Genomic DNA, 25,730 nt, shown 5'->3' on the forward strand with positions numbered 1-25,730 from the left:
TTCCCTGCCCAGAACGACAAACGCCCCAAGGCTCTTGGCCTCGGGGCGCTTCCTTGTCCGGATGACGACTGTCGGGCGTTTACACGACGGACTGCTCGACGGGCAATGGCGCCTGCATGGCCGCCACCACCACCGGCCGCAGCTTCTGCACCAGCTCGTGAACGGAGACCCGCTCGCCGTAGTCGTGCTCGGCGATGTCGCGCAGTGCATCCAGGCCGGACAGCGTGAAGATCACCGAGCCGAGGATGAAGTGCAGCCGCCAGAAGCGTTCTGCGTCGGGCAGCTCCGGCGTGGCCAGCCGTACCAGCTCGATGAACCGATTGAAGGCGTCACCGTACTGCGACTGGATATAGCCGCGCAGATGCCCCTGGGCCTGGCTGTAGGCCAATCCCAGCAGACGCATGAATACCTTCAGGCTGTCGCGCTCGGCCGGCACCTCGAGCACCGTGCGAGCCATGGTCTCCAGCAGCTCCTCGAGCGGAATCCGGCTGCCATCACGAGCGTGCCGCGCCTCGAGCTCGTCCAGCGCACGATGGAAGCGTTCGGTAAAAGGGTCCAGGTAGCGGGCGAACACCGCCTGAATCAGCGACTTCTTGGAACCGAAGTGATAGTTGACCGCGGCCAGGTTCACCTTGGCCTTGCTGGTGATGTTGCGCAACGAGGTCTCGGCAAAGCCGCGCTCGGCGAACAACACCTCGGCGGTATCGAGAATGCGAGTGACGGTATCGGGCTGGGCCATCGAGTCGATCCGGTATTATGTGGTCTCAGGCGTGAGGAAACGCATGTTTCAAACTGTCCATGTTCCATGAGAGTGCAGCGCCAAGGGCCTCGAGGTCAACCGTCATACGCTTGATACGCATCGGGCCGGCGGCGGCATGGCGAGCCAGCGCCCACGCCAGCGCGGCATCACGAGACTTTTACTGGATGAATGGCCATGCTGTATACTTGATCAATAATCGCATTCCATCCGCTCCGGAGGCCGCATGACTCGCCCCCTCACGTCACGCCAGCAGAACGTCTATGACTTTATCGTCAAGACCATGAACGAGCTGGGCTATCCGCCGACCCGAGCGGAGATCTCACGCGCCCTGGGCTTCAAGTCGCCCAATGCCGCCGAGGAACACCTGCGCGCCCTGGAGCGCAAGGGTGTCATCCGTGTCATCCGTGGCACCTCCCGCGGCATTCGCCTGCCGGCCCAGGAAGCCGAGGTCACGGAGGGCGCTGCGGGTGAGGAGCCGAGCCAGAGCCAGGGTCTGCCGATCATCGGTGAGGTCGCCGCCGGCAGCCCGATCCTGGCCGCCGAGCACATCGACCGCTACTGCCCGCTACCCCCGGAATACTTCACCCCGAAGGCCGACTACCTGCTGCGGGTGCGCGGCCTGTCGATGAAGGATGTGGGCATCATGGAAGGCGACCTGCTTGCCGTGCATCGTACGGAGCGCATCCGCGACGGCCAGATCGTGGTCGCACGCCTGGAAGACGAAGTGACGGTCAAGCGCTTCCACCGCCAGGGCCACAAGGTGCGTCTCGAGGCGGAGAATACCGACTTCGATCCCATCGAGGTCGACCTGCGCCATGACGCCTTCGAGATCGAGGGCATCGGTGTAGGGGTCATCCGCGGCGGCAACGGCCAGGCTTTAGGTTAGGCTTTGTCCGAAAAGTCGGATTTGCTAATGTGTCCCATGCTGCAGCTGCATAGGTGACCCATGGCAGGACGCTACGAGATCTCCGACAATGGCTGGGCCCTCATTGAAGACATCGTCTCGCCGCCGCAGAGGTCAGGCCGTCCCCGTCGCGATGACCGCCAGGTGTTGAACGGCATCTTCTGGATCCTCTGCTCGGGCGCTAAGTGGCGTGATCTGCCAGAGCGCTACGGCCCTTGGAAGACCGTTTATGACCGTTTCCGTCAGTGGCGCGATGATGGCACCTTCGAGGCCATTCTGGCGCGCCTCCAACTTCGCTTGCGAGAGGATGGCCTGATGGATCTGGACACCTGGATGATCGATTCGACATCAATCCGCGCCACCCGGGCCGCCTCTGGAGGCGGCAAAAAGGGGGACAGGTAGAGCCCGTAGACCATGCCCTGGGACGGAGTCGCGGCGGCCTGACGACCAAGATCCATATGGTCTGTGACCGTCATGGTTGGCCGCTGACCTTCACGCTGTCGCCGGGGCAGGATTCGGATACGCGGCACTTCATTCCCACCCTGGAGGAGGTGCAACTGCCTGGAACCAAGGGCAGACCTCGTAAGCGTTGCCGCTTCATCGTGGCGGACAAGGGCTACGATAGCGACCCGCTTCGCCGCTACTGCGGCCGGCATCGCATGAAGCCGATCATTGCCCGGCGCAAGATGAAGCGAAAACCGCGCCCTGGCGCTCCGAGGGGCTTTGACAAGCCCCGATATCGGGAGCGAAACATCATTGAGCGCTGCTTCGGTTGGATCAAAGAGCTACGCCGGGTCTGCACCCGTTACGACAAGTTGGCCAGCAGCTTCCGGGCGATGGTATGCCTGGCCTGCATAGACCGTTGTTTGCGTGCAGACTTTTCAGACAGAACCTAGGCACTTCCCGAGCTTGTCCATACGGCGTTAAAGCTCTCCTCGGTATGCTCATTGAACGGCTCGTCAACTCCGCATCCTCGTCGAGCTTTGCCTTGCGACCCACAAGGATGTGGGAAGTGCGTTGGCCCGTAGGGAACGGGCCTAGCCCTGGACTGCGCTCAGAAAGCGTTCTAGTGATGAGGTAAAAGCTTTGACGCGCAAGATCCTGCACGCCGACTGCGACTGCTTCTACGCCGCCGTCGAGATGCGCGACGACCCGAGCCTGCGCGATATTCCCATCGCTATCGGCCGCTCGCGCGAACATCGCGGGGTCATCGCCACCTGCAACTATCCGGCCCGGGCCTTCGGCATCCATTCGGCGATGCCCACGGCCCAGGCCCTGAGACTCTGCCCTCACCTCACCCTGCTGCCGGGCGACTTCGACAAGTACCGCGAGGTCTCCCGGCAGATTCAGGCCGTGTTCTATGAGCTCACGCCGCTGGTCGAGCCGCTGTCGCTGGACGAAGCCTATCTGGACGTCACCGACGTCGAGGGCTTCCAGGGCAGCGCCACCTGGATGGCCCAGTGGATCAAGCAGGAGTGCCTGACGCGCACCGGCATCACCGTCTCGGTGGGTGCCGCTCCGTCCAAGTTCCTGGCCAAGGTGGCCAGTGACTGGGAGAAACCGGACGGGCTGACGGTGATTCCGCCGAACCGTGTCGAGGCCTTCGTGGCGAGCCTGCCCGTCGGCAAGCTGCACGGGGTAGGACCCGCCACCCGGGCCCGCCTGGAGGCGCTGGACGTGGCCACCTGCGCGGACCTGCGCCGCCTGCCGCGGGAACGGCTGCTGGAGGAGTTCGGCAAGTTCGGCCAGCGGCTGTTCGAGCTGGCCAGAGGTATCGACGAGCGTCCGGTCAAGGTGGAGCGGGAGCGGAAATCGATCAGCGTGGAGACCACCTTCGACCGCGACCTGCCAGACCTGCCGAGCGCCCAGGAGGCGCTGGCACCGCTGTGCGACAAGCTGGCCCTGCGGGTGGCTCGCCACGGGGAGCCGGCGATCGCCGGGCTGTTCGTGAAGGTGCGCTTCGATGACTTCAGCCTGACCACCCTGGAGAGCCGCGGCCAGGCCATCGACCGCGACAGCTATCATCGCCTGCTGGAACAGGCCTGGGCCCGGGCCTCGCGCCCGGTGCGACTGCTGGGCGTGGGCGTCAGGCTACAGCCCGAGGCCGCCCGCCAGCAGCTGACGCTGGCGTTTTAGTCCAGAGCCATGGGTCAGCCTTTCACGGCGTCTCCTCTCGATCCACCACCTTGACCTCCTGCAACGACACACCATGACGCAGGGCCTCTCGAACCCGTTCGTCATAGCTTTCCTTGGCCGACAGGCGATGGATCACCACGCGCCGCGGCAGGAACATCAGCTCGACCAGCACCAGAGCACCCAGCAGCCCGACCCCGAGGAGCCACCACCCGGTCGGATCGAAGAAAAGCGCCAGACCATAGGTCATCACCGGCGTCAGCAACAGGCCGAACCAGAGCTGGTGCAATCCGAAGAAACGATTATGGCGAAGCATCTGTCGGCGGATCAGGCGAGCCGAACGCGCCACGGGAGTAGCCGTCATGGTCATGGGAAGTCGTAGCCAGGCAGAAATCGCCTACCATTATGCCAAAACGGGCAGCGACGCATCGTCACATCACGTGGCAGGAACGACGCCTTATCGGATTAAAGTTTCCATGCAAGAACATTTTGTTACGCCTGGAAACAATCGACGATGCCCGATAAGTCACAAGACGCTCGGGCGGTACTGCCACTCTCTCGGGGCGTGAGCGACCGGGCGCCGGCGATAGCTCCGGCGCCCGGTCGATTCAGGCGAACACCACCGTCTTGTTGCCATGCACCAGCACGCGATCCTCGAGATGCCAGCGCAGCCCTCGAGCCAGCACCGTCTTCTCGACGTCGCGGCCGAAGCGCACCAGGTCATTGGGCGTGTGGCAGTGACTGACTCGATGGATGTCCTGCTCGATGATCGGGCCGGCATCCAGCTCCTGAGTCACGTAGTGGCAGGTGGCACCGATCAGCTTTACGCCGCGCCGATAGGCCTGATGGTAGGGCTTGGCCCCGGCGAAGGACGGCAGGAAGCTGTGATGGATGTTGATCACCCGGCCGGCGTAGCGCTCGCAAAGGCTCGGCGGCAGGATCTGCATGTAGCGCGCCAACACGATGCTGTCGGCCCGACTCTCGTCGATCAGGCGCTGCACCTCGGCGAAGGCGACCGACTTGTCGGCAGGGTCGACCGGTACGTGGTGATAGGGAATGCCGTGCCACTCCACCAGCGAACGCATGTCCTCATGGTTCGAGATGACCGCGGCGATGTCGCAGTCCAGCTCGTTGGCGGTCCAGCGATAGAGCAGGTCCACCAGGCAGTGGCTCTCGCGGGAGACCATCAGCACTACCCGCTGGCGTTGCTGGGTATCGGTCAGCGACCAGTCCATCTCGAATTCGTCGGCGATCGGCGCAAAGGCATCGCGCAGCGACTCGGCGGACATGCCGATGGAATCGGCGAGGATCACGTAGCGCATGAAGAAGCGCCCGGACTCCAGGTCGGAGTGCTGGCTGGCCTCGGTGATGGAACCGCCCTGCCCGGCTATGAAGCTGGAAACACGCGAGACGATCCCCAGATTGTCGGGGCAGGAAACCACGAGACGGTAATAGTGTGACATCGAAAGACCGTAGTTTGGATGAATCGAACAATCCCCCATTGTAGCGAAATCCTGTCCGTCGAGTCAGACCTTCGTCACCTGACGAGGCGCGTTGTGACGCCGCGCCACCATCCCGTATAGTGATCGTCACATTTTCCGTCGACGTTCCCTTGATGCCACAACCCCGCGTCCAGATCCGCCCCCGCCGCCGCCCGCCCCTGCATTTCCTGCCGCTGGGTGGCTGCGGCGAGATCGGCATGAATCTCAATCTCTACGGATACGCAGAGAAGGAGCACGAGGACCGCTGGATCGCCGTGGACTGTGGCATGATGATCCGCCAGGACCTGCCGGACAGCCCGCTGCAGGTGCCGGACCTTGCCACCCTGGACACCCTGGGCATCGCCCCCGAAGCGCTGATCATCACTCACGGGCACGAGGACCATATCGGTGCGGCGGCCTGGCTGTGGCCGCAATGGGGTTGCCCGATCCACGCCACGCCGCTGGCCGCGGGGCTGCTGCGCGCCAAGTTCGCCGAGCGCGGCCTGTCGCAGTCGGCGATTCACGTCATCGAGCCCGGCGAGGCGTTGAGCGTCGGCCCCTTCGGCCTGCGCTACCTGCCACTGACCCACTCGATTCCCGAAAGCTGCGCCCTGCTGATCACCGCGGGCTCGCATCGTGTGCTGCATACCGGCGACTGGAAGCTCGATCCCGAACCGCTGATCGGCCCCGCCGTCGAGGCCGAACTGTACCGCGCCCTGGCGCCGGTCGACCTGGTGGTGGGCGACTCCACCAATGCGCCGTTACCCGGCCACTCCCGCAGCGAGGGTGAGGTCGCCGATGCCCTGGCTCAGGCCATCGAAGGCTGCCGGGGACGCGTGGTGGTCAGCTGCTTCGCCAGCAATCTGGCCCGGGTGCTGGCCATCGGTCGCGCCGCCGCGCGCTGTGGTAGGCGTGTCGCACTGATGGGGCGCTCCATGGAACGCATGGTCGGCGTGGCGCGTGGTCTCGGCTATCTGGATGACATGCCACCGCTGGTGCCGATTTCCGACATGGGCTACCTGCCCCCCGAGGAGGTACTGGTGATCGCCACCGGCAGCCAGGGCGAGCCCCGCGCGGCACTGTCGCGCCTGGCCCGCGGTCGACACCCACACGTCGAGCTGGAAGCCGGCGACAGCGTGATCTTCTCCTCCAAGGCGATTCCCGGTAACGAACGCCTGATCGAGCGTCTCAAGCGCGGCCTGAGACATCTCGGCGTGTCGCTGCTCGACGAGAGCAACCACGCGGAGCTGCATGCCTCCGGCCACCCGGCCCAGGATGAACTGACCACCTTCTACGGCTGGACGCGCCCCCGCCATCTGCTGCCGGTGCACGGTGAACCCCGCCACCAGCAGGCCCACCAGAGCCTGGCGCAGTCGCTCGGCATCGCGGCGCCGCTGATCCCGCGCAACGGCGACATGATTCGCCTGGACGGCGAGGGCCTCCACCTGGAGACTCGCCATGCCCAGACGCCGCGCATCATCCATCAGGACGAGGTCGCCCGACTGCCCGGCCTCGGCGGCGGAGAGGCCCGGCATGGCCAGGGCCAGCTGCACCTGGCGCTCACGGTGATGGCCACCGAACAGGGCTGGACCCGCATCGGACGCCTGCTGCTCGATGCCAGCGAGACGAGCCCGCTGGACGAAGACGCCTTCATCGACTGGCTCGACGATTGCCTGGACGACATCCAGGTGGAATCCCTGGCCGACCTGCGCCTCGCCCTGCGGCCACGCATGCTCGCCTGGTTCGGCGACCACCTGCGCCGAATGCCCGAGATCCATCTGCAGATACTCGCGGCCGAAGCGGAAGTGTCGGGCTGAGACTTTGCGGCCGGCAGATACCGGAGCCCGCTCCCAAGATAGATTCGCCACAAAAGAAAAACCCCGAAGGCCAAACCTTCGGGGTTTTCTTGTCACTCAGCGCTGAATTTACGCCTTGTCGGCGGCCTTCTTCGGCGGACGGCCGCGTTTGCGCTGGGGCTGTTCCGGCACGAGATCCTCGACGGAAAGGCCCGCCTCGTTGATCTGCTCACGGATTTCGGCGAGCTTGCGAGCCTTTTCGGCTTCCTCTTCCTGGCGCTGACGCTCCTCGTCATTCTTCTGTTCGATGACTTCACCAATCACTTCGGCCAGCTTATGGAGTTGCTCCATGCTGAGTTGGCGGGCCGCCGCACGGGCCACGTTCTTGTTGCGCGCGATACGCTCCAGGGTCTGCTCGGACATTGCCCCCTCCAGGACGCAGGTTGATGGTGGGCCACATTCGGCCGATACCATTAAAAGTATATGCTCAACAGCGTTTTTGGCAAGAAAAGCCGAGGGCCGGTGCTCGGGAATAGTCGCCGGGAAAGTAGACGAAACCGTGAACCGCGAAGAGAAAAAAGCAAGGGGATTAGCAAGCAGGAAAACGGCACCGGGGCAATAGACGATTCTCCGGCCCGGCGCCGAAAGGCAATGACTAGCCGCCGGTCATGTTCATGAAGCGCACCACCTGCACATCGCCATCGGTGGTGAAATGATGGCGCTCGGGCTTGAGCGGCATGGCCGCCACGATGGCGGCCTTGAGGGCCTCGATATCGCCGGGATGGCGGCGTACCACGGCCCGCAGGTCCACCGAATGCTCGTTGCCGAGACACAGCAGCAGCCGGCCTTCCGCGGTGACGCGAACCCGATTGCAGCTGGAGCAGAAGTTGTGGCTGTGCGGCGAGATGAAGCCCACCCGAGTATCGCTGTCGGGCATGCGGAAGTAGCGCGACGGCCCGAGCGTCGACTCGGTGGTCGGCAGCAGCGTATGGCGTGTCTCGACCAGCGCCTGCACTTCGTCGCTGGAGCAGAAGGTCTCCTCGCGCCCATGGTCCGAGACCTCGCCCAGCGGCATCTCCTCGATGAAGCTGATATCGAGCCCCTCACGGCGCGCGAAGTCCACCAGATCGATGACCTCGTCGTCGTTGCGGCCCCTGAGGATGACCGCATTGAGCTTGATCCGCTCGAAGCCGGCCGCCTTGGCGGCGCGGATGCCGTCGATGACTCGTTGCAGATCGCCGGTGCGCGTCAGCCGCCGGAAACGCTCGGGGTCCAGGGAGTCGATGCTGATGTTGAGCCGCTCGAGGCCGCCCTCGCGCAGGCGACGGGCATACTTGGGCAGGCTCGCACCGTTGGTGGTCATGGCGAAGTCCTTGAGCCCCGGCAGTGCACCGATGTCCTCCACCAGACGGTCGATGTCGCGCCTGACCAGCGGCTCGCCGCCGGTCAGGCGAACCTTTTCCACCCCGAGCTCGGTGAAAGCCCGGGCCACCAGCGTCAGCTCTTCGAGGGTCAGCACCTGGGCTCGCGGCAGGAAGGTCATCTCCTCGCTCATGCAATAGACGCAGCGAAAATCGCAGCGATCGGTGACCGAGATGCGCACGTAGCGCACGCGTCTACCGAAGTCGTCGATGAGCTCATCGGTCATGATGACACCTCCCAGCGCTTGGCATCGCGATGATCGGTCTGGCGCTCGGCCACCCAGTAGTCACCGCTGGCGGTGTGCTCCTTCTTCCAGAAGGGAGCACGGGTCTTGAGATAATCCATGATGAAATCGCAAGCCTCGAAGGCCGCCCGCCGATGGGCGCTGGCGACCACCACCAGCACGATGGGATCCCCGGGCCCAAGACGGCCGACACGATGAATGACCCGCATGCCCTGCAGGGGCCAGCGAGATTCGGCCTCGTCGACGATCGCCTCGAGGGCCGCTTCGGTCATGCCCGGATAATGCTCCAGGCTCAGTGCCTGCACGTCCGGGCGTTCGTTGAAGTCACGCACCAGGCCGGTAAAGGCGACCACGGCGCCGATATCGGTGCGCGTCTCGATCAACCGGCGCTGTTCCTCGCCGGCGTCGAAGGCCTGTTGTTGTACTCGCACACGTGACATGGTCAGCCTCCGGTCACCGGGGGAAAGAAGGCCACTTCGTCCTCGGCGGTCAGCGGCGTCGCATTGCCCGCCATGACCTGATTCACGGCGCACAGCACGCGCCCTTCCTCGAGGCCGGCGAAGCGTTTGTCCATGGCCTTGAGGGCGGCCTTGAGCCCGCCCACGTCGGCTCGTTCGAGCGCGTCGAAGGGCAGCGACACCTCGCCGACGCCCAGTCGTTCGCGAAGTTCGGCCAGGCACTTGACCAGGATACAGGGCTCGCCGGCGGCGCAGCGCGCGCCCAGCGAGACCTCACCGGCCTCGCCCTCCCCGGTCACGATGGGCACCTCGTCGGCCTCGGCCTCTCGGGCGTAATCACCGGACTTGCCGCCGGTCTTGGCCTCCAGTCGGATCTCGCCGATCTCCATCGTCTTGTCCACCGCCTTGCACATATCGTAGAGGGTCAGGCAGGCCACGGACACGGCGGTCAGCGCCTCCATCTCGACGCCGGTACGACCGTTGAGCCGGCAAGTGGCGGAAACGTGGACGCTGGCATTGGCCTCGTCGAGTTCGAAGTCCACGCTCACCTTGGACAGCGCCAGCGAATGGCACAGCGGTATCAGCTCGTGGGTGCGCTTGGCGGCCTGGATGCCGGCGATACGCGCCGTGGCCAGCACGTCGCCCTTGGGCAGGTCGCCATCGGCCAGCAGCGCCAGGGTCTCGGGACGCATGCGGATCGTCCCGGAGGCACGCGCCTCGCGACGGCTCTCGGCCTTGTCGCCGACATCGACCATGTGGGCTTCGCCGCGGGCGTTGAGGTGAGTCAGGCTCATGAAGGGCGCCTCATGTCAGTCGGAAAAGGGGTTGGATGACCACCGGCTCGCCGGGCTCGACCGCGGCGCGGGCCGCGTCGATCTCGATCAGGCAGTCGGCGGCCACCATGGAAGACAGGATACCGGAGCCCTGGGCACCGGTGGGCCGCACCCAGCGCCGCCCCTCGGCGTCGCTGCGGCAGGTGGCACGCAGGAAGTCGGTGCGACCGACGCGGCCTGTCAGCGCGACCTCGGCCAGGGCGGTGTCGCGCCGGGGGGCGAGATCGTGACGCCCCTGCAGCCGCTTCAGCAGCGGCGCCACGAACTGCAGGCAGGTGACCATCGCCGCCACCGGATTGCCGGGCAGCCCGATGAACGGCACCTCGCGCTCGCCGAGCGTGCCGCAGGCCAGCGGCCGGCCGGGGCGAAGGGCGATGCGCCAGAAGGCCAGCCGACCGACCGACTCCAGCGCCTGGCGCGTGTAGTCGGCCTGCCCTGCCGACACGCCGCCGCTGGTCAGCACCAGGTCGGCGTGGCGGGCGGCGCCGTCGAGGGACGCGACCAGGGCGTCGCGATCGTCGGCCAGGATGCCCAGGTCGATGACCTCGGCACCGTGTTCCGTCAGCAGGCCGGCCAGCGAGAAACGATTGGCATCATGGATGCCGGCCGCGGGCAGCGGCTCGCCCGGGGCGGTGACCTCGTCGCCGGTGGAGAAGATCGCCACCCGTGGCCGACGATGAACGGCCGCCTCGGCGAATCCCAGCGAGGCCAGCAGGCCCAGTTCGGCCGCCCCCAACCGGGTACCGGCGGCCAGCGCCCGCTGGCCGCGGGCGATATCCTCGCCGGCCTGGCGCACGTTCTGGCCCAGGCGAACGGTCTCGGGGCGCTCGACCTCGACGGCATCGCCGTACGCGTTCAGCTGTTCGCCCATGATCACGGTATCGGCGCCCGGCGGTAGCGGTGCCCCGGTGGTGATGGTCACGCATTCCCCGGGACCAAGCGGCGTCTCGCGCCGGCGCCCCGCCAGCACCTCGCCGACCCGATGCCAGCGCGACGGCCCCTCGCCGGATGTCCACGCCAGGGCGATACCGTCCATGGCGGCATTGGTGTTCTGGGGCACGTCGATGGGAGAGTCCAGCGCGACGGCCAGCACCCGGCCATGCAGGGCACCGAGGGACACCGATTCGGCGGGCAGCGGGCCGGACACCAGGCCCAGCAGGGCCTCTCGAGCCTCGTCCGGCGACAGGGTCCGTTCGTCGAGGTCGAAACAGGACAGCGTCATGATGCCGTGCCCTCGCCTCGCGGGCCACGCCGACCGGCCCAGCGCGTGGGCCAGTCGGCGACCCAGTCGGCAAGGCCGTCGAGATCGTTCAGGTCCAGCCGCTCGACGTCGTCGGGCAACTCAGGCGCCCCGTCGCTGGCCACCGCCACGATCCAGCCGTCCCCGGCCGCGCGCAACGGCTTGCCCACCGCCTCGCGGTAGAGCTCGAGCTTGGGCAACGGCCAGGCCTTGAAGCCTTCCACCAGCACCAGGTCCGGCCGCTGGGGGCGCACCATCTCGATCAGCTCGGCGAGATCGGCCTCTTCGCGATCGGGGGTCTCCATCATCAGCGCGACCCGGGCGCGGGACGCCACCAGGATGGGCTCGGCGCCGGCCTGGCGCAGGCGATGGCTGTCCTTGCCCGGCTGGTCCACGTCGAAGGCATGATGGGCGTGCTTGATCACCGCCACGCGCAGGCCGCGCTGGCGCAGCGCGGGCAGCAGTCGCTCCAGCAGGGTCGTCTTGCCGGTGCCGCTCCAGGCGGCGATGCCCAGCAGCGGCAGGTCGGCCTCCAGGGGTACGGCCCCGATGGGTATATCGCTCATGGGCGCGGCGTCTCCCTGCGGCGCCTTTCCATGCGCCGCTTGTCATCCAGGGTATTGAGGTTGGCGAAGGCGTCGGCACGGTCCGACAGGTCGACGGCGCACCAGGCATGGCGAGCGAACCAGCGCTCCACCTTGCGCTCGCCGACGGCGAGGGCCTCGCCCAGGTCGTCGACCAGGTCGCGTCGGATCAGCGCCACGACCGGATGCAGCCGCTCGCCGTCGTGGGCCACGGCGATATCGGCGTCGCCTCGGCCCGCGATGAGCCGCGCCACCAGATCGTCCGGCAGCGCCGGGCAATCGCAGGGCACCACCACCACCCAGTCGGTGGCAGCCGCCCGCAGCCCGCTGTAGAGGCCCATCAGCGGGCCCATGTATCCCGCCTCGACGTCGGCGACGACCCGATCGGCCCACCGGGCGTAGGCCTCGGGATGGCGGTTGGCGCTGATCAGGAGCTCCGCCACGCGCCCGACCAGCGGCGCGACGGCATGGGCGATCAGGGGGCGACCCGCGAAGGCCTCGAGGCCCTTGTCGCATCCCCCCATGCGACGCCCCTGCCCGCCGGCCAGTACCAGGCCGGTGAGCGCATCACGATCGATCACGAACAGGCTCCGTCCAGACGTTCTGCATATCGCGTCATGATGCCTCAGCGTCGCGGCGGGTGCCATGACCATAGGGTCAACTTGCGTTCCGAAACCGACCCGTGGGGGAATGCCGACTTATCGCCGGCACGGGGAGAGGGTATCATTCGTCAATTATTTTCCACGCCCCAACCAGCAACAGGATCGCGGCCCGGCCGCGAAAGACCACGATGGATGAAGGCTTCAATGTCGGCGCAAGGCTGCGCCAGCTGCGCAAGGAGAAAGGGCTCTCCCAGCGCGAGCTCGCCAAGCGCGCCCAGGTGACCAACAGCAGCATCTCGCTGATCGAGCAGAACAGCGTCAGCCCTTCGGTGAGCTCGCTGAAGAAGATCCTCGATGCCCTGCCGGTGTCGATCAGCACCTTCTTCGCCGGCGAGGAGACCAGCCATCCCCGGCCCTTCTACAAGGCGTCGGAACTCACCGAGATCGGCGACGGCCAGCTGTCGTGGCGTCTGGTGGCCGCACGCCGCCCGGATCGACGCATGTCGGTGCTCCACGAACGCTATCCGCCCGGGGCCGACAGCGGCGAGGAAATGCTGGAACACGAAGGCGAGGAAGGCGGCGTGGTGATCTCTGGACGGATCGAGATCACCGTCAACGGCGAGGTGGAGGAGCTGTCGGCCGGGGATGGCTACTACTTCGATTCACGGCTGCCCCACCGCTTTCGCAACGTCGGCGACGAGGAGTGCGTGATCGTCAGCGCCAATACCCCGCCGTCGTTCTCCGACGGCGGGGAAGAGCTGCATCACGGGTAAACGGTGAGGGGTGAGGCGGGCCCGGGGTCTGACCCCAAGTGGATTGCGGATTACGCCCGATACAGCCACTGGATGCTGGAGAAATCGAGCTGGCCGCTGCCCTGGGCGCTGTGCAGCGCGAACAGGTTGCGCGCCTGGGAGCCCATGGGCACGCTGGCCCGGGTCTTGAGCGCCAGCTCCCAGGCCAGCCCCAGGTCCTTGGCCATCAGGTCGGTCAGGAAGCCGCCCTGATAGTCGCGCGACGCCGCCGAGCCCTCCATCACCCCCGGCCAGGGGTTGTAGACGTTGAGCGCCCAGTTGCCGCCGCTGCTCTGCTTCATGATCTCGGACAGCACCGCCGGATCGAGCCCGTTCTTCACCCCCAGCGCCAGCGCCTCGGCGGTGCCGCTCATCAGGATGCCGAGCAGCATGTTGTTGCAGATCTTGGCGACCTGCCCCGCCCCGACCTCACCGGCGTGGAAGATGTTCTTGCCCATCGCCTCGAGCACCGGCCGGGCCTGTTCAAAGCCCGCCTCCCTGCCGCCGACGATAAAGGTCAGGGTGCCGGCCTTGGCGCCGCCGATGCCGCCGGAGACCGGCGCATCCAGATAGGTCAGCCCCCGCGCGGCCGCCGCCTCGCCCACGCGGCGGGTCTCGTCGGGCGAGATGGTCGAGGCATCGATCACCAATGGCTTCTGTGCCAGGGCATCGAGCAGCCCCGGCAAGGCGCCATCGCCCAGATAGAGACCGAGCACGTGGGCCCCGGCCGGCAGCATGGAGATGACCACCTCAGCGTCGCGACAGGCCGCCTCGGCGCTGTCGGCGCGCCTGGCCCCCTGCCCCTCGAGGTCCGCCATGGCGGCCTCGACCAGGTCGAAGACGCAGACGTCGTGCCCCGCGCTCAGCAGGTTGGCGGCCATGGGCGATCCCATGTTGCCGAGTCCGATAAAGGCGATGTTCATGGCGTGGCTCCTTGTCTTGTTCTAATGGGATAAACCTGCACTGGGCGTCTCCAGACGCCATTAACCGATACGCTGACCCACCCCAAGATCTCTCAGCGGATGCGCTTCACTCGACCACGGCGAGGCCAGCATCGCCTGGAGGTCGGCCTCGGGCACGCTGGCCACGTCGGCATGGGACCAGCGGGGTGACTTGTCCTTGTCGACCAGCAGCGCGCGCACGCCCTCGGCCAGATCGCCGCGCTGGCAGCATTGCACCGAGAGCCCGAGCTCGTCGCGGAAAGCGTCGGCCAGCCCGGTATGGCGATGCCGCTCGAGCATCCGCCATACCAGGTGCGCGGTCAGCGGGCAGCCGGCAGCGAGGCGCTGACGATTGGCCGTGAGCCACGCATCGTCGCGCTCGTCGGCAAGAATGCGCGCCACGGCATCGGCGGCACTCGTCTCGCCGATCAGCGACTGCAGATGATCGCGCCGCGGCCAGACCTGCCCCTCCGGCGCCTGCTCGCGAGCCTCGAAGCGGTCGAGCACGCCTTCCACGGCCAACCGGCACGCCGCCGGGGAGTGATCGCCATGATCGGCCTCGGCCAGGGCAGCGAGCAGGTCATCGCGGCGCTCGCGGGGCACGAAGCGATCGGCCAGCCCCAGGTCCAGGGCATCGCGGGCGTTGAGCTGGGCGCCGGTCAGCCCCAGGTAGGCGCCGATGCCGGGCGGCATGCGATTGAGGAACCAGCTCGCGCCGATGTCCGGGTAGAGCCCGATGGTGATCTCGGGCATGGCGATCAGAGTGGTCTCGGTGACCACACGCTGGAAGCCGCCGGCCAGCAGCCCCAGGCCACCGCCCATGACGATGCCGTCACCCCACACCAGCAGCGGCTTGGGATAGGTGTGGATGCGGTGATCCAGCCGGTACTCGGCGGTGAAGTAGCGCGTGGCGAAGGTCTCGTCACGGGCTTCGTCATCGGCCAGCGAGCGATACAGCGCCACCACGTCGCCGCCGGCACAGAAGGCCTTGCCGCCGGTGCCTTCCAGCCACACCGCCACCACCCGCTCATCCAGCGCCCAGGCCTCCAGCCTGTCTTCCAGCAGCCGGATCATCTCCAGCGACAGCGCATTCAGCGCCTTGGGCGCATTGAGGGTCGCCACGCCGATCCGGCCGCCGCCGCGCGTGGGGAGTTCGTCGAAGCTGACCACGGGGTCCGACATCACTGTCTCCTGATAGTCCGTGTGAGATAGTCCGTGTGAGATAGTCCGTGCGAGATAGTCCGTACAGGGGCGACAACCGTCAGCCGGTCGCTGCCATGGTGTCAGGTCACTGCAGGCCCTCGACGACGCCGTCGGCCAGCAACCGACGGGCGACGATCAGCCGCATGATCTCGTTGGTGCCCTCGAGGATCTGGTGCACGCGCGTGTCGCGTACCATCCGCTCGAGGGGATATTCGCGGATATAACCATAGCCACCGTGCAGCTGCAGGGCCTCGTTGCAGACGTTGAAGCCCATGTCGGTGGCGAAGCGCTTGGCCATGGCACAGTGGGCGGTGGCCTCCGGGTCGCCCTGGTCGAGCCGCCAGGCGGCGTGACGCACCATCAGCCGCGCCGCGGCGAGCTCGCTGGCCATGTCGGCCAGCTTGAACTGCAGCGCCTGGAAACTCGCCAGCTCGCGCCCGAACTGCTTGCGCTCGCCCAGGTAGTCCCGCGACAGCGTGAGCGCCTGCTGGGCCGCGCCCAGCGAGCAGCTGGCGATATTGAGCCGGCCGCCATCGAGCCCCTTCATGGCGAAGCGAAAGCCTTCGCCCTCCTCGCCCAGCAGGTTGCCCACCGGCACGCGCACGCCGTCGAAGCTGATCAGGCAGGTGGGCTGGCTCTTCCAGCCCATCTTGTCTTCCTTCTTGCCGACCTCGATGCCGGCGGCATCGGCCGGCACCAGGATCGCCGAGATGCCGCCGGCGCCGCTGTCCGGCTCGCCGGTGCGCGCCATCACTACCAGCACCTGGGTGGCACCGGCGCCGGAGATGAACATCTTCGAGCCACTGATGACATAGTCATCGCCATCGCGCACCGCCCGGGTGGTGAGGCTGGCAGCGTCCGAGCCGGCGCCCGGCTCGGTGAGGCAGTAGGAGCCCAGGGCCTCACCCGCTATCATGGCCGGCAGATAGCGCTCGCGCAGGGCATCGCTGCCCCAGCTGGCGACCATCCAGGTCACCATGTTGTGAATGGTGAGATAGGCGGTGGTGGCGATGCAGCCCTGGGCGAGGCGCTCGAAGATCAGCGAAGCATCGAGTCGCGACAGTCCAAGCCCGCCGTGTTCCTCCGGCGTGTAGAGGCCGAGGAAGCCGGCCTCGCCGGCCCGACGAATGACGTCGACGGGAAAATGGCTGCGGGCATCCCAGTCGGCGGCATGGTCGGCCAGCTCGGCCCGGGCAAAGTCGGCGGCCGCATCGGCCAGCGCTCGCTGGTCTTCGGTCAGCGCAAAATCCATGGTGACACCTCCGTCGAGAGAATCGGGAACGGCCGAATGCCGGGCCGGCGATGCGCACCCGCGGGTCCTTCCCTGCGGCTATCGCCAACCTAGCAACTGCTCGGGTTATCCCATATCCCGCCATGGTCTAACAAGCACTTTACGTTAACGTAAACCTCGTCTAGGGTTTCTCGGACGAGGTGGGAAACCGCCGGTGGACCACCCGGCTACAGGAACGATCGACATGACGCGAACGCCCTCCCAGGCACAGGACAGCGAGAACGACGCCCTGCCCCGGCAGCAGCGCACCTACACCATCGGCGAGCTGGCCCAGATCTTCGAGGTCACGCCCCGCACCATTCGCTTCTACGAGCAGGAGGGGCTGCTGGCCCCCACCCGCCAGGGGCAGAAGCGCATCTACCGCGAGAAGGATCGCGTGCGCCTCAAGCTGACCCTGCGCGGCAAGCGGCTGGGCTTCTCGCTGGCCGAGATCCGCGAGGTGGTGATGATGTACGACGCCATGCCGGACGGCAACGCGCGCCAGCTCCGGCGGCTGCTGGAGCTGCTGGCGGAGAAGCGGGCCAACCTGGAGCGCCAGCTCGAGGATATCCGCCTGATGCGTCTGGAGATCGACGACGTGGATCAGCGGGCGCGAGAGGTGCTGCGCCAGCTGGAGGACACCCCGTAACCGGAGCGACCAGTGCGGCAGGGTTTCCCGAGACAACACAGCCATGTCCCGAGATAACACAACAATGAGAGCCACCATGCCACGCCAGACCCGACACGCCAGCTATCTGAGCGGCATCAGCGACACGCCCCTCAAGGGCCAGACCATCGGCGACTGCTTCGACGATACGGTCGCCCGCTTTCCCGACCGGGACGCCCTGATCAGCCGCCACCAGGGCCTACGCTATCGCTGGCGGGAGCTTCAGGCCGACGTCGACCGCGCGGCCCGCGCCCTGATGGCGCTGGGCGTGGCCAAGGGCGACCGGGTCGGCATCTGGTCGCCCAACTGCGCCGAGTGGGCCATCACCCAGTTCGCCACCGCCAAGATCGGCGCCATCCTGGTCAACATCAATCCCAGCTACCGCACCCACGAGCTGGAGTATGCACTGCGCCAGTCCGGCACCTCGACGCTGATCCTGCAGGGGCAGTTCAAGACCACCGACTACGTGGCGATGCTGGCCGAACTGGTGCCGGAGCTCGATGACGCCACCCCCGCCGACCTCAAGAGCGCCACCCTGCCCGAGCTCGAGCGGGTGATCTGCCTGGATGGCGCCCGGGCACGGCTCGGCATGCACAGCTGGGAGACGATGCTCACGCACGCCGACCGGATCAGTGACGAGCAGCTGGCCGAGCGTCAGTCCGGGCTCGAGTTCGACGAGCCGATCAACATCCAGTACACCTCCGGCACCACCGGCGCCCCCAAGGGCGCCACCCTCTCCCACCACAACATCCTCAACAACGGCTTCTTCGTCGCCCGCACCCTCGACCTCACCGAGGCCGACCGCATGGTGATCCCGGTGCCGCTCTACCACTGCTTCGGCATGGTGATGGGCAATCTCGGCTGCATGACCCACGGCGCGGCGATGATCTATCCCGGTGACGGCTTCGATCCGCAGGCCACCCTGGCGGCGGTGGCCGAGGAGCGCGCCACCGCGCTCTACGGCGTGCCGACCATGTTCATCGCCGAGCTGGAGCATCCCGAATTCGAGCACTTCGATCTCTCCAGCCTGCGCACCGGCATCATGGCCGGCTCGATCTGCCCCATCGAGGTGATGCGCAAGGTGATCGAGCGCATGCACATGCAGGGCGTGACCATCTGCTACGGCATGACCGAGACCAGTCCGGTGAGCCTGCAGACCCGCACCGATGCACCGCTCCAGAAACGCGTGACCACCGTCGGCAGCATCCATCCGCATCTGGAGGTCAAGCTGGTCGATCCCGGCACCGGTGCCGCGGTCCCGCGCGGCGAGCCCGGCGAGCTGTGCACCCGGGGCTACAGCGTGATGCTCGGCTACTGGCACAACGAGGAGGCGACCGCCAAGGCCATCGACGCAGCCGGCTGGATGCACACCGGCGACCTGGCCACCATGGACGACGACGGCTATGTGGCCATCGTCGGGCGCATCAAGGACATGATCATCCGCGGCGGCGAGAATATCTATCCGCGCGAGATCGAGGACTTCCTCTACACCCACCCGGCGATCTCGGACGTCCAGGTGATCGGCGTACCGGACGATAAATACGGCGAAGAGGTCATGGCCTGGGTCAAGCTTGCCGACGACCAGCCCCTCGACGAAGACGGGCTCAAGACCTTCTGCCAGGGCAGGATCGCCCACTACAAGATCCCGCGCTACGTGAAGTTCGTCGACGAGTTTCCGATGACCGTCACCGGCAAGATCCAGAAGTTCAAGATGCGCGAGGAGGCGACGCACGAGCTGGGGCTGGCATGATCATCGAACGACGCCGGGGGATTGCCACACAGGGCGACTTCCGGCTTCAATGACCTGTAACACCTCAGACAACACTTCGGCCATCACTTCAGGGGAACGCCGCACGGTGCCGCCCGCCCCTGTTTCGCGCTATCACTCATCGGGAGAACGACCATGACACCCCGCCTGTCGCACGTCATGCTGACCGCCGGTCTCGCCCTGGGGGCCACCACCGTCCACGCGGCACTGCCGGACACCGCCATCCTCTACAAGAATCCCCAGTGCGGCTGCTGCGACGGCTATGCGCGCCATCTGGAGCGCCTGGGGATCGACGTGACCGTGGTCGATGACCAGCCCCTCGGCGAGATCAAGCAGGACGCCGGCGTCCCTTACGGCCAGGGCTCCTGCCACACCGTCGAGATGGGCGACTACGTGATCGAAGGCCACGTGCCGATGGCCGCCGTGGAGGCGCTGTTCGAGCAGCGGCCCGACACCGACGGCATCGGCCTGGCCGGCATGCCGAGTGGCACCCCGGGCATGCCGGGACCGCAGAACGCCCCCTACGAGGTCTATCAGTTCCGCGACCAGCAGGCCTCGCCGTTCATGACGCTGTAACCGCTATCCTCAAGGCCGAAAAAACCCCGCGAGCCTCGGGCTCGCGGGGTTTTCATTGGCGACCGTCGCACGACGGCGGCGATCACATGCCCTTGGGCGCGAAGATACCCGGCGCGTTGCGCCAGTAGCCCTTGTAGTCCATGCCGAAGCCGAATACGTAGCGATCCTCGACCTCGAGGCTGCAGTAGTCGGCCTTGAGATCCGGCATCGCCTTGCGATCGTGACGCTTGTCGACCAGCACCGCGGTGGAGATGCTGGCGGCACCGGCCTCACGGCAGTAGTCGAGGATGGCGGCGAGCGTGGAGCCCTCATCGAGGATGTCATCGACGATCACCACGTGGCGGCCGGCCATGGGCACTTCCGGCGAGACGCGCCAGAACAGCTCGCCACCGCGGGTACCGCCGCGATAGCGCGTGGCGTGCAGGTAATCGACCTCGAGCGGGAAACCGAGGCGGGTCAGCAGGTGCCCGGTGGTGATCAGGCCGCCGTTCATCACGCAGTAGAAGACCGGCAGCTTGTCGCCGAGATCGCTGGCGATCTCGGCGGCCATGCGATCCAGGGCACGCTCGACCTCCTCCTGGCTGATCAGGCAATCGGCAGAATCCATGACCTCACGCATGTCCGCCAGGGACGGAAGGGCATTGGCATCGAGTTTGGGCATCGGAAGCTCGTCGTATGTCGAAATTCAGGGAACCGTCAGTCGGCGGCCATGGCCTCGAGGTGCGCATGCACCCGACGCCAGCGGGACAGCGCGCCGAGCGCGTCGAGATCGGGCCGGGCCCGGCCGTAGCGCAGCTTGGCGGCGCGTTTGGTGGTGCGTCCCTCGCAGGCCTCGACCACCTCGAGGGCGGCGGCGCGATCGTTGCACACCAGCAGCATGTCGCAGCCGGCCTCCAGGGCCTGGCGGGCGCGTTCGGCGGGCGCCCCGGCGCTGGTCGCACCGGCCATGCTCAGGTCATCGGAGAAGATCGTGCCCTTGAAGCCCAGCGACTCGCGCAGCATCCCGAGCCAGGCCGGCGAGAAACCCGCGGGCCGATGATCGAAGGCCGAGTACACCACGTGAGCGGGCATCACGCCTCCCAGACGTGCCGACAGCCCAGCGAAGGGCACCAGATCGCGCTCGCGCAGCGCCTCGAAGGACCGCTCGTCCACCGGCAACTCGTGGTGGGAGTCCGCAACCACACCGCCATGGCCGGGAAAATGCTTGCCCACCGCGGCCATGCCGGCTTCGTGCAGGCCTTCGACGAAGGCGCCGGCCAGGCGCGTCACGACCTCAGGATCGGCGCCGAAGCTGCGGTCGCCGATCACCGTGGACTGGCCATCGTCGACGTCGAGCACCGGGGCGAAACTGAGATCCAGCCCGCAGGCCGCCATCTCCATGCCAAGCAGCCAGCCGGCATCCTGGCACAGGCGCCGCGCGACCTCGGGGGCCGCCTTGTGCTCGCGACCCAGCCGCCCCATGGCCGGCAACCGGGTCACGCCCTCGCGCAGGCGCTGCACCCGCCCGCCTTCCTGGTCGATGGCCAGCAGCAGTTCAGGGCGCACCTGGCGGATCGAGCGGCACAGCTCACGTACCTGGGCGGCGTCTTCGACGTTGCGGCCGAAGAGGATCACGCCACCGACCGCCGGTCGCGCCAGCAGCGCTCGCTCCTCATCGCGCAGCTGCGTCCCTTCCAGGTCCAGCATCACCGGTCCGAGCGTCTGGGTCATGTTCGCCTTCCTGACGGATGAAGGGAGGCGATTCTAGACCAAAGCCGGCGCCGACGACAGTCCGCCCCGATATCGCCTCGCATGTGAAGATAGAAGACCCCGGACAAGCCGTCGCCACCTCCGTAGAATATGCGCATCACCCTTTACCACCCTCTCCTCGCGGATAAGGAGCATCCCTTGCCTGTCGATCTTCCCCCTAGCCTGCTGTGGCCGCTGGCCGCGATCGTCGGCCTGTGCCTCGGCAGCTTCCTCAACGTGGTGATCACTCGCCTGCCGGTGATGCTGATGCGGGAGTGGCGGGCCGAGGCCCGCGAGGCGCTGGAGCTCGAGGCGGAAGACACCTCGACCTTCAACCTGGCCACGCCGCGCTCGATGTGCCCACGTTGCGAGGCCCCCATCGCCTGGCACGACAACCTGCCGCTGATCGGGTGGCTGAAACGCCGCGGGCGCTGCGCTCGCTGCGGCACCCGCATCAGCCCCCAGTATCCACTGGTGGAGCTGGCCGGCGCCCTGCTGACGCTCGCGGTGACGGCACTGTTCGGCCCCACCCTCGAGGGGCTGTTCGTCCTCGGCGCCTGCCTGAGCCTGCTGGCGATGGCGGCCATCGACCTGCGCACCCAGCTGCTGCCGGACGCCTTGACCCTGCCGCTGCTGTGGGCCGGCCTGCTTTACCAGCTGCTGTTCCAGCCGCTGCAGCTGCCGAGCGCGGTGATCGGCGCCATGGCCGGCTATCTCTCGCTGTGGGGCTTCTACTGGCTGTTCAAGCTGGTGACCGGCAAGGAAGGCATGGGCTACGGCGACTTCAAGCTGTTCGCCGCGCTGGGCGCCTGGCTGGGCTGGGTCTACCTGCCGCTGGTGCTGATCCTGGCCGCCGGGGCCGGCGCCATCGTCGGCGTGATCGTCCAGTTGGCCGTGCCGCGCCTGCGCGGCGCCCCCATGCCCTTCGGCCCCTGGCTCGCCGCGGCCGGCTGGATCGCGCTGCTGGTCGGTGAGCCGCTGATGGCCCACTACCTGACCCTGATGATGTGATGGGAGATGACAGAGAGATGAGCGACACGACCCTGATCATCGGCGTGACCGGCGGCATCGCGTCCGGCAAGTCCACCGTGGCCCGCGCCTTCGCCGCGCACGACATTCCCTGGGTGGACGCCGACGACGTCGCCCGCGAGGTGGTCGAGCCCGGCGAGCCTGCCCTCGCCGCCATCGCCGAGCGCTTCGGCACGAAAGTGCTGCAGGCGGACGGCCGCCTGGATCGCCGAGCCCTGCGCGAGATCGTGTTCGCCGACGAGGCCGAGCGGCGCTGGCTGGAATCCGTGACGCATCCGCGCATCCGCGAACGCCTGCTCGAACGCCTCGCCGAGTTCCGCGAAAGCCCGGCCCCCTACGCGCTGCTGGTCTCGCCGCTGCTGTTCGAGTCGGGCCAGCACACACTGGTCGACCGGGTGCTGGTCGTCGATGTGCCGGAGACGCTGCAGATCGAACGCACCGCCGCCCGCGATGGCGTCGACGACGCCCAGGCCCGCGCCATCGTGGCCGCCCAGATGCCCCGCGACACGCGCCTGGCCCGCGCCGACGACGTGCTGGACAACGCCACCGACGAGGCCGGCCTGGCCGCCCGGGTGGCCGAGCTGGACCGGCACTATCGAACGCTTTCCGGTTTGCCCCCGGCGCGCTGATTCGTCATCCTTTCCTCGATTGACTGACGCCGAGAGAATCCCTATGAGCCAAGCCGAGTCCGAGCGCCCCCTCGAGGTCGCCTGCCCCCAGTGCCGCACCAAGGTAGCCTGGAGCGAGGACAATCCCTACCGCCCCTTCTGCAGCAAGCGCTGCCGCCTGCTCGACCTGGGCGCCTGGGCCGACGAATCGCATCGCATCGCCGGCGAGCCCGCCATGGACGAGACCGACATCGACGCCCTGCTGGCCCGCGCCGACCGCGACGGCGGCGTCTGAGCCGATGACCACCCCCGCGCCCGAATACCAGCTGCTGGCCCGACTGGAGGCCGCCTTCGATGGCCTGGTCGAGGCCAGCGAGACACTGGTCAACACCTGGCGTCACGAGGGTGGCCAGGCCTGGGCCTTCGGGCGTGAACAGGCCGATGCCGCCTGGCTGCACGAGGCGCTGCTGGACGTCTGGTATCAGGATGGGCAGGACGGACGCAGCACGCGCAGTCATGTCGGCCTGGTGGCCGCCACGCCGGCGGCCATGGAGGCCGCCCGGCGGGTCAACGACACCAAGCAGGCGTTCGCCGACCTGCTGGCCAGGATCCGGGAGGAGGAGCCCTCACTGCTGCCTGAGATCAAGGCGGTGCTGCCCTTTCGCCATCCCGAGCTGCATACCCATCTACGTGGCAGCGGCCTGGCGAGGCTGCATCTCAAGCAGTGCTGGCGAGCCATTCCGCTGGCCCCGGCGCCGGTGGCCAGGGTGCGCTTCGCCTGGTACTCGAGCGGGCGCTCCATCAAGCGACTGAGCGTGCGCGAGGCCGAACAGAAGCTGCTGGCCCTGGATACCGACGCCCCGCACGTGCGCATCCAGCTGCGTCAGCTGGCCGGCATTCCGGACGGCGAGCCCCTGGCCCAGGTGCAGACCCAGGCGCCACTGATGCGGGCCAACCTGTTCTTTCGCGAGCCCCTGGAAGACGGCCATCGGCGACGCGCCATGAACGTGGCACTGCCGCTGTTCGTCCCGGCCGACGACGGGCGTCTGCCGGATCACAACCAGCCCCCCGACCACCCGCCCCAGACGCGCACGCGTGCGCGTCGCCGCGACGAGCGACTGGAACAGGAGCCGCTGCTCCCGAGCCTCAGGGTCTATCGCTACCGCCGCTGACGGCCGCACCGGGTCTCAGGTGAGGCGCCTCAGGCAATACGCCCGAGTGACTGAAGCGTCTGCAGCAGATCGCTGACGCTGTCTTCCTGCTGGGAATAATCCTGCATCAGCTCACGGAGACGGCGCTCGAAGAGCTGCTGGCGGCTCTCCGACGATTCCACCTGCCGTGCATGCGGTGCATCCGTAGAGGAAGGCTCGGCGGGAATATCCGGGGCCGCGCCGGGGGTCTCGAGTTCGCGCAATGCCTCGGCGAAGGCATCATCGAGTTCACGGAACTTGCGTAACTTCTCACGCTCATCCATGGGCTTTTGAAATTTGTGCTGTTTCATTCGCAACCAGTCGGTTCAAGGCCTGGCCAGAGAAGGACGACAACGAGGGCCATGGCCAGGCGAGATACCCAGAGATTATACCCCTCGGCTCTGCGACAAGCACCTGCCTGACGGTTCTCGCCCGCATTATGTGCAGAAACGCTCAATACCCGGAGGCAAACTTGCCTTGGCCCCCCGTTAGGCGGCATAAAACAGTGACTGTGGCCCTACAACGATATCAACTGCCACCGCAGGCAACATTCCGGCACAAGATCTGCTAGCCAAGGATTACTAGCGGCGCACGGGGAACAACGCAGTACGAGGGGAAGGCCATGTGCCAGGACATGATGCGCGCGGAAATATGGCTGCAAGACACGATGGGCAGCCAGAAGGGAATCGAAGAGCTGGCCAGCAAGATGGGCTATTCCTCATCACAGGTCAGGCGCCGGTTCCGACATTATTTCGGACTATCGCCGGGCGCCTATCGCGACCGGTTACGGCTCGAGAAGGCGGCACGCCTGCTGATTCACACTTCCAGCAACATCAATCAGATTGCCGGCGTCTGCGGCTACCGGAATCACTCCGCATTCTCACGCGCCTTTCAGCGCCATTACGAACAGTCTCCGCGTCGGTTTCGCCAGGCGGTGCGCGTCTCGCTCAAGCGCCGGCTGAACGCGACGGAAGACTTTCACTATGACATTCGGGAACAGCCCTCGCAGAAGGCCGTGCTGACACGCCTCTACCGCCCGGACAGGCTTCGCGACGACCTGCGCGACTGGCTGCGTCACACCCCGGGCGCCGAAGCGCTGCCGGCTCGGCTCGACAAGGCTCCCCCCGTGGCCATCTTTCACGACCGACCGCTGGAAGGCGCCCTGCCCCGACTCGACCTGGGCGTGCAGCTGAGCGGCGGAGACGCCAACCTGGCACTACCGCCGGCCTTCCGCACGCTTCATCTGCCGGCTCAGCGCCACGCCTGCGTGCGACTGCAGGACATCGGCCAACTGGACGCCGCCGTGCTCTACATGGCCTGTCGCGGAGTTTCCGGAGAGGGAGAGCCCATCAGTGGCGACGCGCCGCTGCTGCTGCAGGCCGGCCACGGTCTGGAACTTCGCATCCCACTGCTGTGATGCACGCAAAGACGCCGCCCCTTCGGGCGGCGTCTTTACTGAATGCTCTTGCCGTCTGCCGATGTCGCTCGACCGACGATCGTGC

Annotated in this window: 29 protein-coding genes; 13 read left to right on the plus strand and 16 right to left on the minus strand. The window is 66.9% G+C overall.

The genetic code is table 11. The annotated features are described in order from the left end of the window. Positions 1 to 79: 79 nt before the first annotated feature. On the minus strand, positions 80 to 739 hold the full coding sequence (locus QWG60_RS09215; protein ID WP_035593496.1) for a TetR/AcrR family transcriptional regulator: 660 nt from the start codon (positions 737 to 739) through the stop codon (positions 80 to 82). 244 nt (positions 740 to 983) lie between these two features. Here QWG60_RS09215 and lexA point away from each other — a divergent pair, with 244 nt between their 5' ends. The 3 genes from lexA (at position 984) to dinB (ending at position 3,800) form a co-directional block, all read left to right on the plus strand. Next, positions 984 to 1,646 (plus strand): transcriptional repressor LexA, encoded by a 663-nt coding sequence (lexA, locus tag QWG60_RS09220; protein ID WP_046078550.1) that lies wholly within the window; start codon positions 984 to 986, stop codon positions 1,644 to 1,646. A gap of 60 nt (positions 1,647 to 1,706) precedes the next feature. Next, positions 1,707 to 2,560, plus strand: a protein-coding gene (locus QWG60_RS09225; protein ID WP_146910409.1) for an IS5 family transposase whose coding sequence is annotated in 2 segments (ribosomal slippage) — positions 1,707 to 2,049 and positions 2,049 to 2,560 — 855 coding nt in all. Because the reading frame shifts where the segments join, the coding sequence is not laid out codon by codon here. 190 nt (positions 2,561 to 2,750) lie between these two features. After that, a complete protein-coding gene (gene dinB / locus QWG60_RS09230) occupies positions 2,751 to 3,800 on the plus strand; it encodes a DNA polymerase IV (protein WP_082090831.1) in 1,050 nt (349 codons plus the stop codon). A gap of 22 nt (positions 3,801 to 3,822) precedes the next feature. Here dinB and QWG60_RS09235 read toward each other — a convergent pair whose 3' ends face one another. Together QWG60_RS09235 and purU are read right to left on the minus strand one after the other, a co-directional pair. Then, entirely contained in the window at positions 3,823 to 4,167 is a 345-nt protein-coding gene (locus QWG60_RS09235; RefSeq protein WP_046078549.1) for a hypothetical protein, read from the minus strand. A 238-nt stretch (positions 4,168 to 4,405) separates the two neighbouring features. Further along, complete coding sequence (gene purU, locus QWG60_RS09240; protein WP_035593503.1) at positions 4,406 to 5,260, minus strand: formyltetrahydrofolate deformylase; 855 nt, start codon at positions 5,258 to 5,260, stop codon at positions 4,406 to 4,408. A 236-nt stretch (positions 5,261 to 5,496) separates the two neighbouring features. On the opposite strand from purU, the gene QWG60_RS09245 reads away from it, so the two are divergent. Further along, the gene (locus QWG60_RS09245) at positions 5,497 to 7,095 is read left to right on the plus strand and encodes a ribonuclease J (RefSeq protein ID WP_046078764.1); all 1,599 of its coding nucleotides are present in this window, start codon (positions 5,497 to 5,499) and stop codon (positions 7,093 to 7,095) included. A 108-nt stretch (positions 7,096 to 7,203) separates the two neighbouring features. Here QWG60_RS09245 and QWG60_RS09250 read toward each other — a convergent pair whose 3' ends face one another. The 7 genes from QWG60_RS09250 to mobA all read right to left on the minus strand — a co-directional run bounded on the left by QWG60_RS09250 (position 7,204) and on the right by mobA (position 12,436). Further along, positions 7,204 to 7,497, minus strand: a complete 294-nt coding sequence (locus QWG60_RS09250; protein ID WP_035593505.1) for an H-NS family histone-like protein — start codon at positions 7,495 to 7,497, stop codon at positions 7,204 to 7,206. 232 nt (positions 7,498 to 7,729) lie between these two features. After that, entirely contained in the window at positions 7,730 to 8,722 is a 993-nt protein-coding gene (gene moaA / locus QWG60_RS09255; RefSeq protein WP_146909733.1) for a GTP 3',8-cyclase MoaA, read from the minus strand. Further along, positions 8,719 to 9,180: a molybdopterin synthase catalytic subunit MoaE gene (gene moaE, locus QWG60_RS09260; RefSeq protein ID WP_046078546.1), complete on the minus strand. Its 462-nt coding sequence runs from the start codon at positions 9,178 to 9,180 to the stop codon at positions 8,719 to 8,721. The genes moaA and moaE overlap by 4 nt, the downstream gene beginning before the upstream one ends. Before the next feature lie 2 nt (positions 9,181 to 9,182). Further along, positions 9,183 to 9,992 carry a cyclic pyranopterin monophosphate synthase MoaC gene (gene moaC, locus QWG60_RS09265; protein ID WP_046078545.1) on the minus strand — a complete coding sequence of 270 codons (810 nt, stop codon included), beginning with the start codon at positions 9,990 to 9,992 and terminating at the stop codon, positions 9,183 to 9,185. 10 nt (positions 9,993 to 10,002) lie between these two features. Further along, a complete protein-coding gene (gene moeA / locus QWG60_RS09270; protein ID WP_146909735.1) occupies positions 10,003 to 11,253 on the minus strand; it encodes a molybdopterin molybdotransferase MoeA in 1,251 nt (416 codons plus the stop codon). Next, positions 11,250 to 11,837 carry a molybdopterin-guanine dinucleotide biosynthesis protein B gene (gene mobB, locus QWG60_RS09275; protein WP_046078542.1) on the minus strand — a complete coding sequence of 196 codons (588 nt, stop codon included), beginning with the start codon at positions 11,835 to 11,837 and terminating at the stop codon, positions 11,250 to 11,252. The genes moeA and mobB overlap by 4 nt, the downstream gene beginning before the upstream one ends. Then, positions 11,834 to 12,436, minus strand: a complete 603-nt coding sequence (mobA, locus tag QWG60_RS09280) for a molybdenum cofactor guanylyltransferase MobA (protein WP_281288403.1) — start codon at positions 12,434 to 12,436, stop codon at positions 11,834 to 11,836. The genes mobB and mobA overlap by 4 nt, the downstream gene beginning before the upstream one ends. 209 nt (positions 12,437 to 12,645) lie before the next feature. Between mobA and QWG60_RS09285 the strand changes: the two genes are divergently transcribed. Continuing rightward, a complete protein-coding gene (locus QWG60_RS09285) occupies positions 12,646 to 13,230 on the plus strand; it encodes a cupin domain-containing protein (RefSeq protein ID WP_035593518.1) in 585 nt (194 codons plus the stop codon). A 50-nt stretch (positions 13,231 to 13,280) separates the two neighbouring features. Here the strand turns inward: QWG60_RS09285 and mmsB are convergent, their stop codons facing one another. The 3 genes from mmsB to QWG60_RS09300 all read right to left on the minus strand — a co-directional run bounded on the left by mmsB (position 13,281) and on the right by QWG60_RS09300 (position 16,644). Further along, positions 13,281 to 14,171, minus strand: a complete 891-nt coding sequence (mmsB, locus tag QWG60_RS09290) for a 3-hydroxyisobutyrate dehydrogenase (protein WP_146909739.1) — start codon at positions 14,169 to 14,171, stop codon at positions 13,281 to 13,283. Positions 14,172 to 14,231: 60 nt separating this feature from the next. After that, positions 14,232 to 15,371 (minus strand): enoyl-CoA hydratase/isomerase family protein, encoded by a 1,140-nt coding sequence (locus QWG60_RS09295; RefSeq protein WP_146909741.1) that lies wholly within the window; start codon positions 15,369 to 15,371, stop codon positions 14,232 to 14,234. 106 nt (positions 15,372 to 15,477) lie between these two features. Continuing rightward, positions 15,478 to 16,644, minus strand: a complete 1,167-nt coding sequence (locus tag QWG60_RS09300) for an acyl-CoA dehydrogenase family protein (RefSeq protein ID WP_146909743.1) — start codon at positions 16,642 to 16,644, stop codon at positions 15,478 to 15,480. 223 nt (positions 16,645 to 16,867) lie between these two features. Between QWG60_RS09300 and QWG60_RS09305 the strand changes: the two genes are divergently transcribed. The 3 genes from QWG60_RS09305 to QWG60_RS09315 all read left to right on the plus strand — a co-directional run bounded on the left by QWG60_RS09305 (position 16,868) and on the right by QWG60_RS09315 (position 19,673). Further along, a complete protein-coding gene (locus QWG60_RS09305) occupies positions 16,868 to 17,311 on the plus strand; it encodes a MerR family transcriptional regulator (protein ID WP_035593526.1) in 444 nt (147 codons plus the stop codon). A 76-nt stretch (positions 17,312 to 17,387) separates the two neighbouring features. Then, a complete protein-coding gene (locus QWG60_RS09310; protein WP_082090830.1) occupies positions 17,388 to 19,079 on the plus strand; it encodes an AMP-binding protein in 1,692 nt (563 codons plus the stop codon). Positions 19,080 to 19,232: 153 nt separating this feature from the next. Beyond that, on the plus strand, positions 19,233 to 19,673 hold the full coding sequence (locus QWG60_RS09315; protein WP_046078537.1) for a DUF411 domain-containing protein: 441 nt from the start codon (positions 19,233 to 19,235) through the stop codon (positions 19,671 to 19,673). A gap of 82 nt (positions 19,674 to 19,755) precedes the next feature. On the opposite strand, the gene QWG60_RS09320 is transcribed toward QWG60_RS09315, so the two are convergent. Together QWG60_RS09320 and nagZ are read right to left on the minus strand one after the other, a co-directional pair. After that, the gene (locus tag QWG60_RS09320; RefSeq protein ID WP_146909745.1) at positions 19,756 to 20,334 is read right to left on the minus strand and encodes a hypoxanthine-guanine phosphoribosyltransferase; all 579 of its coding nucleotides are present in this window, start codon (positions 20,332 to 20,334) and stop codon (positions 19,756 to 19,758) included. 35 nt (positions 20,335 to 20,369) lie between these two features. Next, on the minus strand, positions 20,370 to 21,383 hold the full coding sequence (gene nagZ / locus QWG60_RS09325; protein WP_046078536.1) for a beta-N-acetylhexosaminidase: 1,014 nt from the start codon (positions 21,381 to 21,383) through the stop codon (positions 20,370 to 20,372). A 177-nt stretch (positions 21,384 to 21,560) separates the two neighbouring features. Here nagZ and QWG60_RS09330 point away from each other — a divergent pair, with 177 nt between their 5' ends. The 4 genes from QWG60_RS09330 to QWG60_RS09345 are packed head-to-tail and all read left to right on the plus strand — an operon-like array spanning position 21,561 to position 24,210. Continuing rightward, positions 21,561 to 22,412, plus strand: a complete 852-nt coding sequence (locus QWG60_RS09330) for a prepilin peptidase (protein ID WP_107181786.1) — start codon at positions 21,561 to 21,563, stop codon at positions 22,410 to 22,412. 17 nt (positions 22,413 to 22,429) lie between these two features. Beyond that, positions 22,430 to 23,059, plus strand: coding sequence for a dephospho-CoA kinase (coaE, locus tag QWG60_RS09335; RefSeq protein WP_146909747.1), 630 nt, complete (start codon positions 22,430 to 22,432; stop codon positions 23,057 to 23,059). A gap of 43 nt (positions 23,060 to 23,102) precedes the next feature. Continuing rightward, positions 23,103 to 23,333: a DNA gyrase inhibitor YacG gene (gene yacG, locus QWG60_RS09340; protein WP_035593542.1), complete on the plus strand. Its 231-nt coding sequence runs from the start codon at positions 23,103 to 23,105 to the stop codon at positions 23,331 to 23,333. 4 nt (positions 23,334 to 23,337) lie between these two features. Further along, complete coding sequence (locus QWG60_RS09345; RefSeq protein WP_146909749.1) at positions 23,338 to 24,210, plus strand: DNA replication terminus site-binding protein; 873 nt, start codon at positions 23,338 to 23,340, stop codon at positions 24,208 to 24,210. A gap of 29 nt (positions 24,211 to 24,239) precedes the next feature. Here the strand turns inward: QWG60_RS09345 and QWG60_RS09350 are convergent, their stop codons facing one another. Then, positions 24,240 to 24,539: a hypothetical protein gene (locus tag QWG60_RS09350; protein ID WP_035593546.1), complete on the minus strand. Its 300-nt coding sequence runs from the start codon at positions 24,537 to 24,539 to the stop codon at positions 24,240 to 24,242. A gap of 311 nt (positions 24,540 to 24,850) precedes the next feature. Between QWG60_RS09350 and QWG60_RS09355 the strand changes: the two genes are divergently transcribed. Next, entirely contained in the window at positions 24,851 to 25,645 is a 795-nt protein-coding gene (locus tag QWG60_RS09355) for a helix-turn-helix transcriptional regulator (RefSeq protein WP_146909751.1), read from the plus strand. Positions 25,646 to 25,730: the final 85 nt, after the last annotated feature.

This window comes from Halomonas halophila, assembly GCF_030406665.1.
Classification (GTDB): domain Bacteria; phylum Pseudomonadota; class Gammaproteobacteria; order Pseudomonadales; family Halomonadaceae; genus Halomonas; species Halomonas halophila.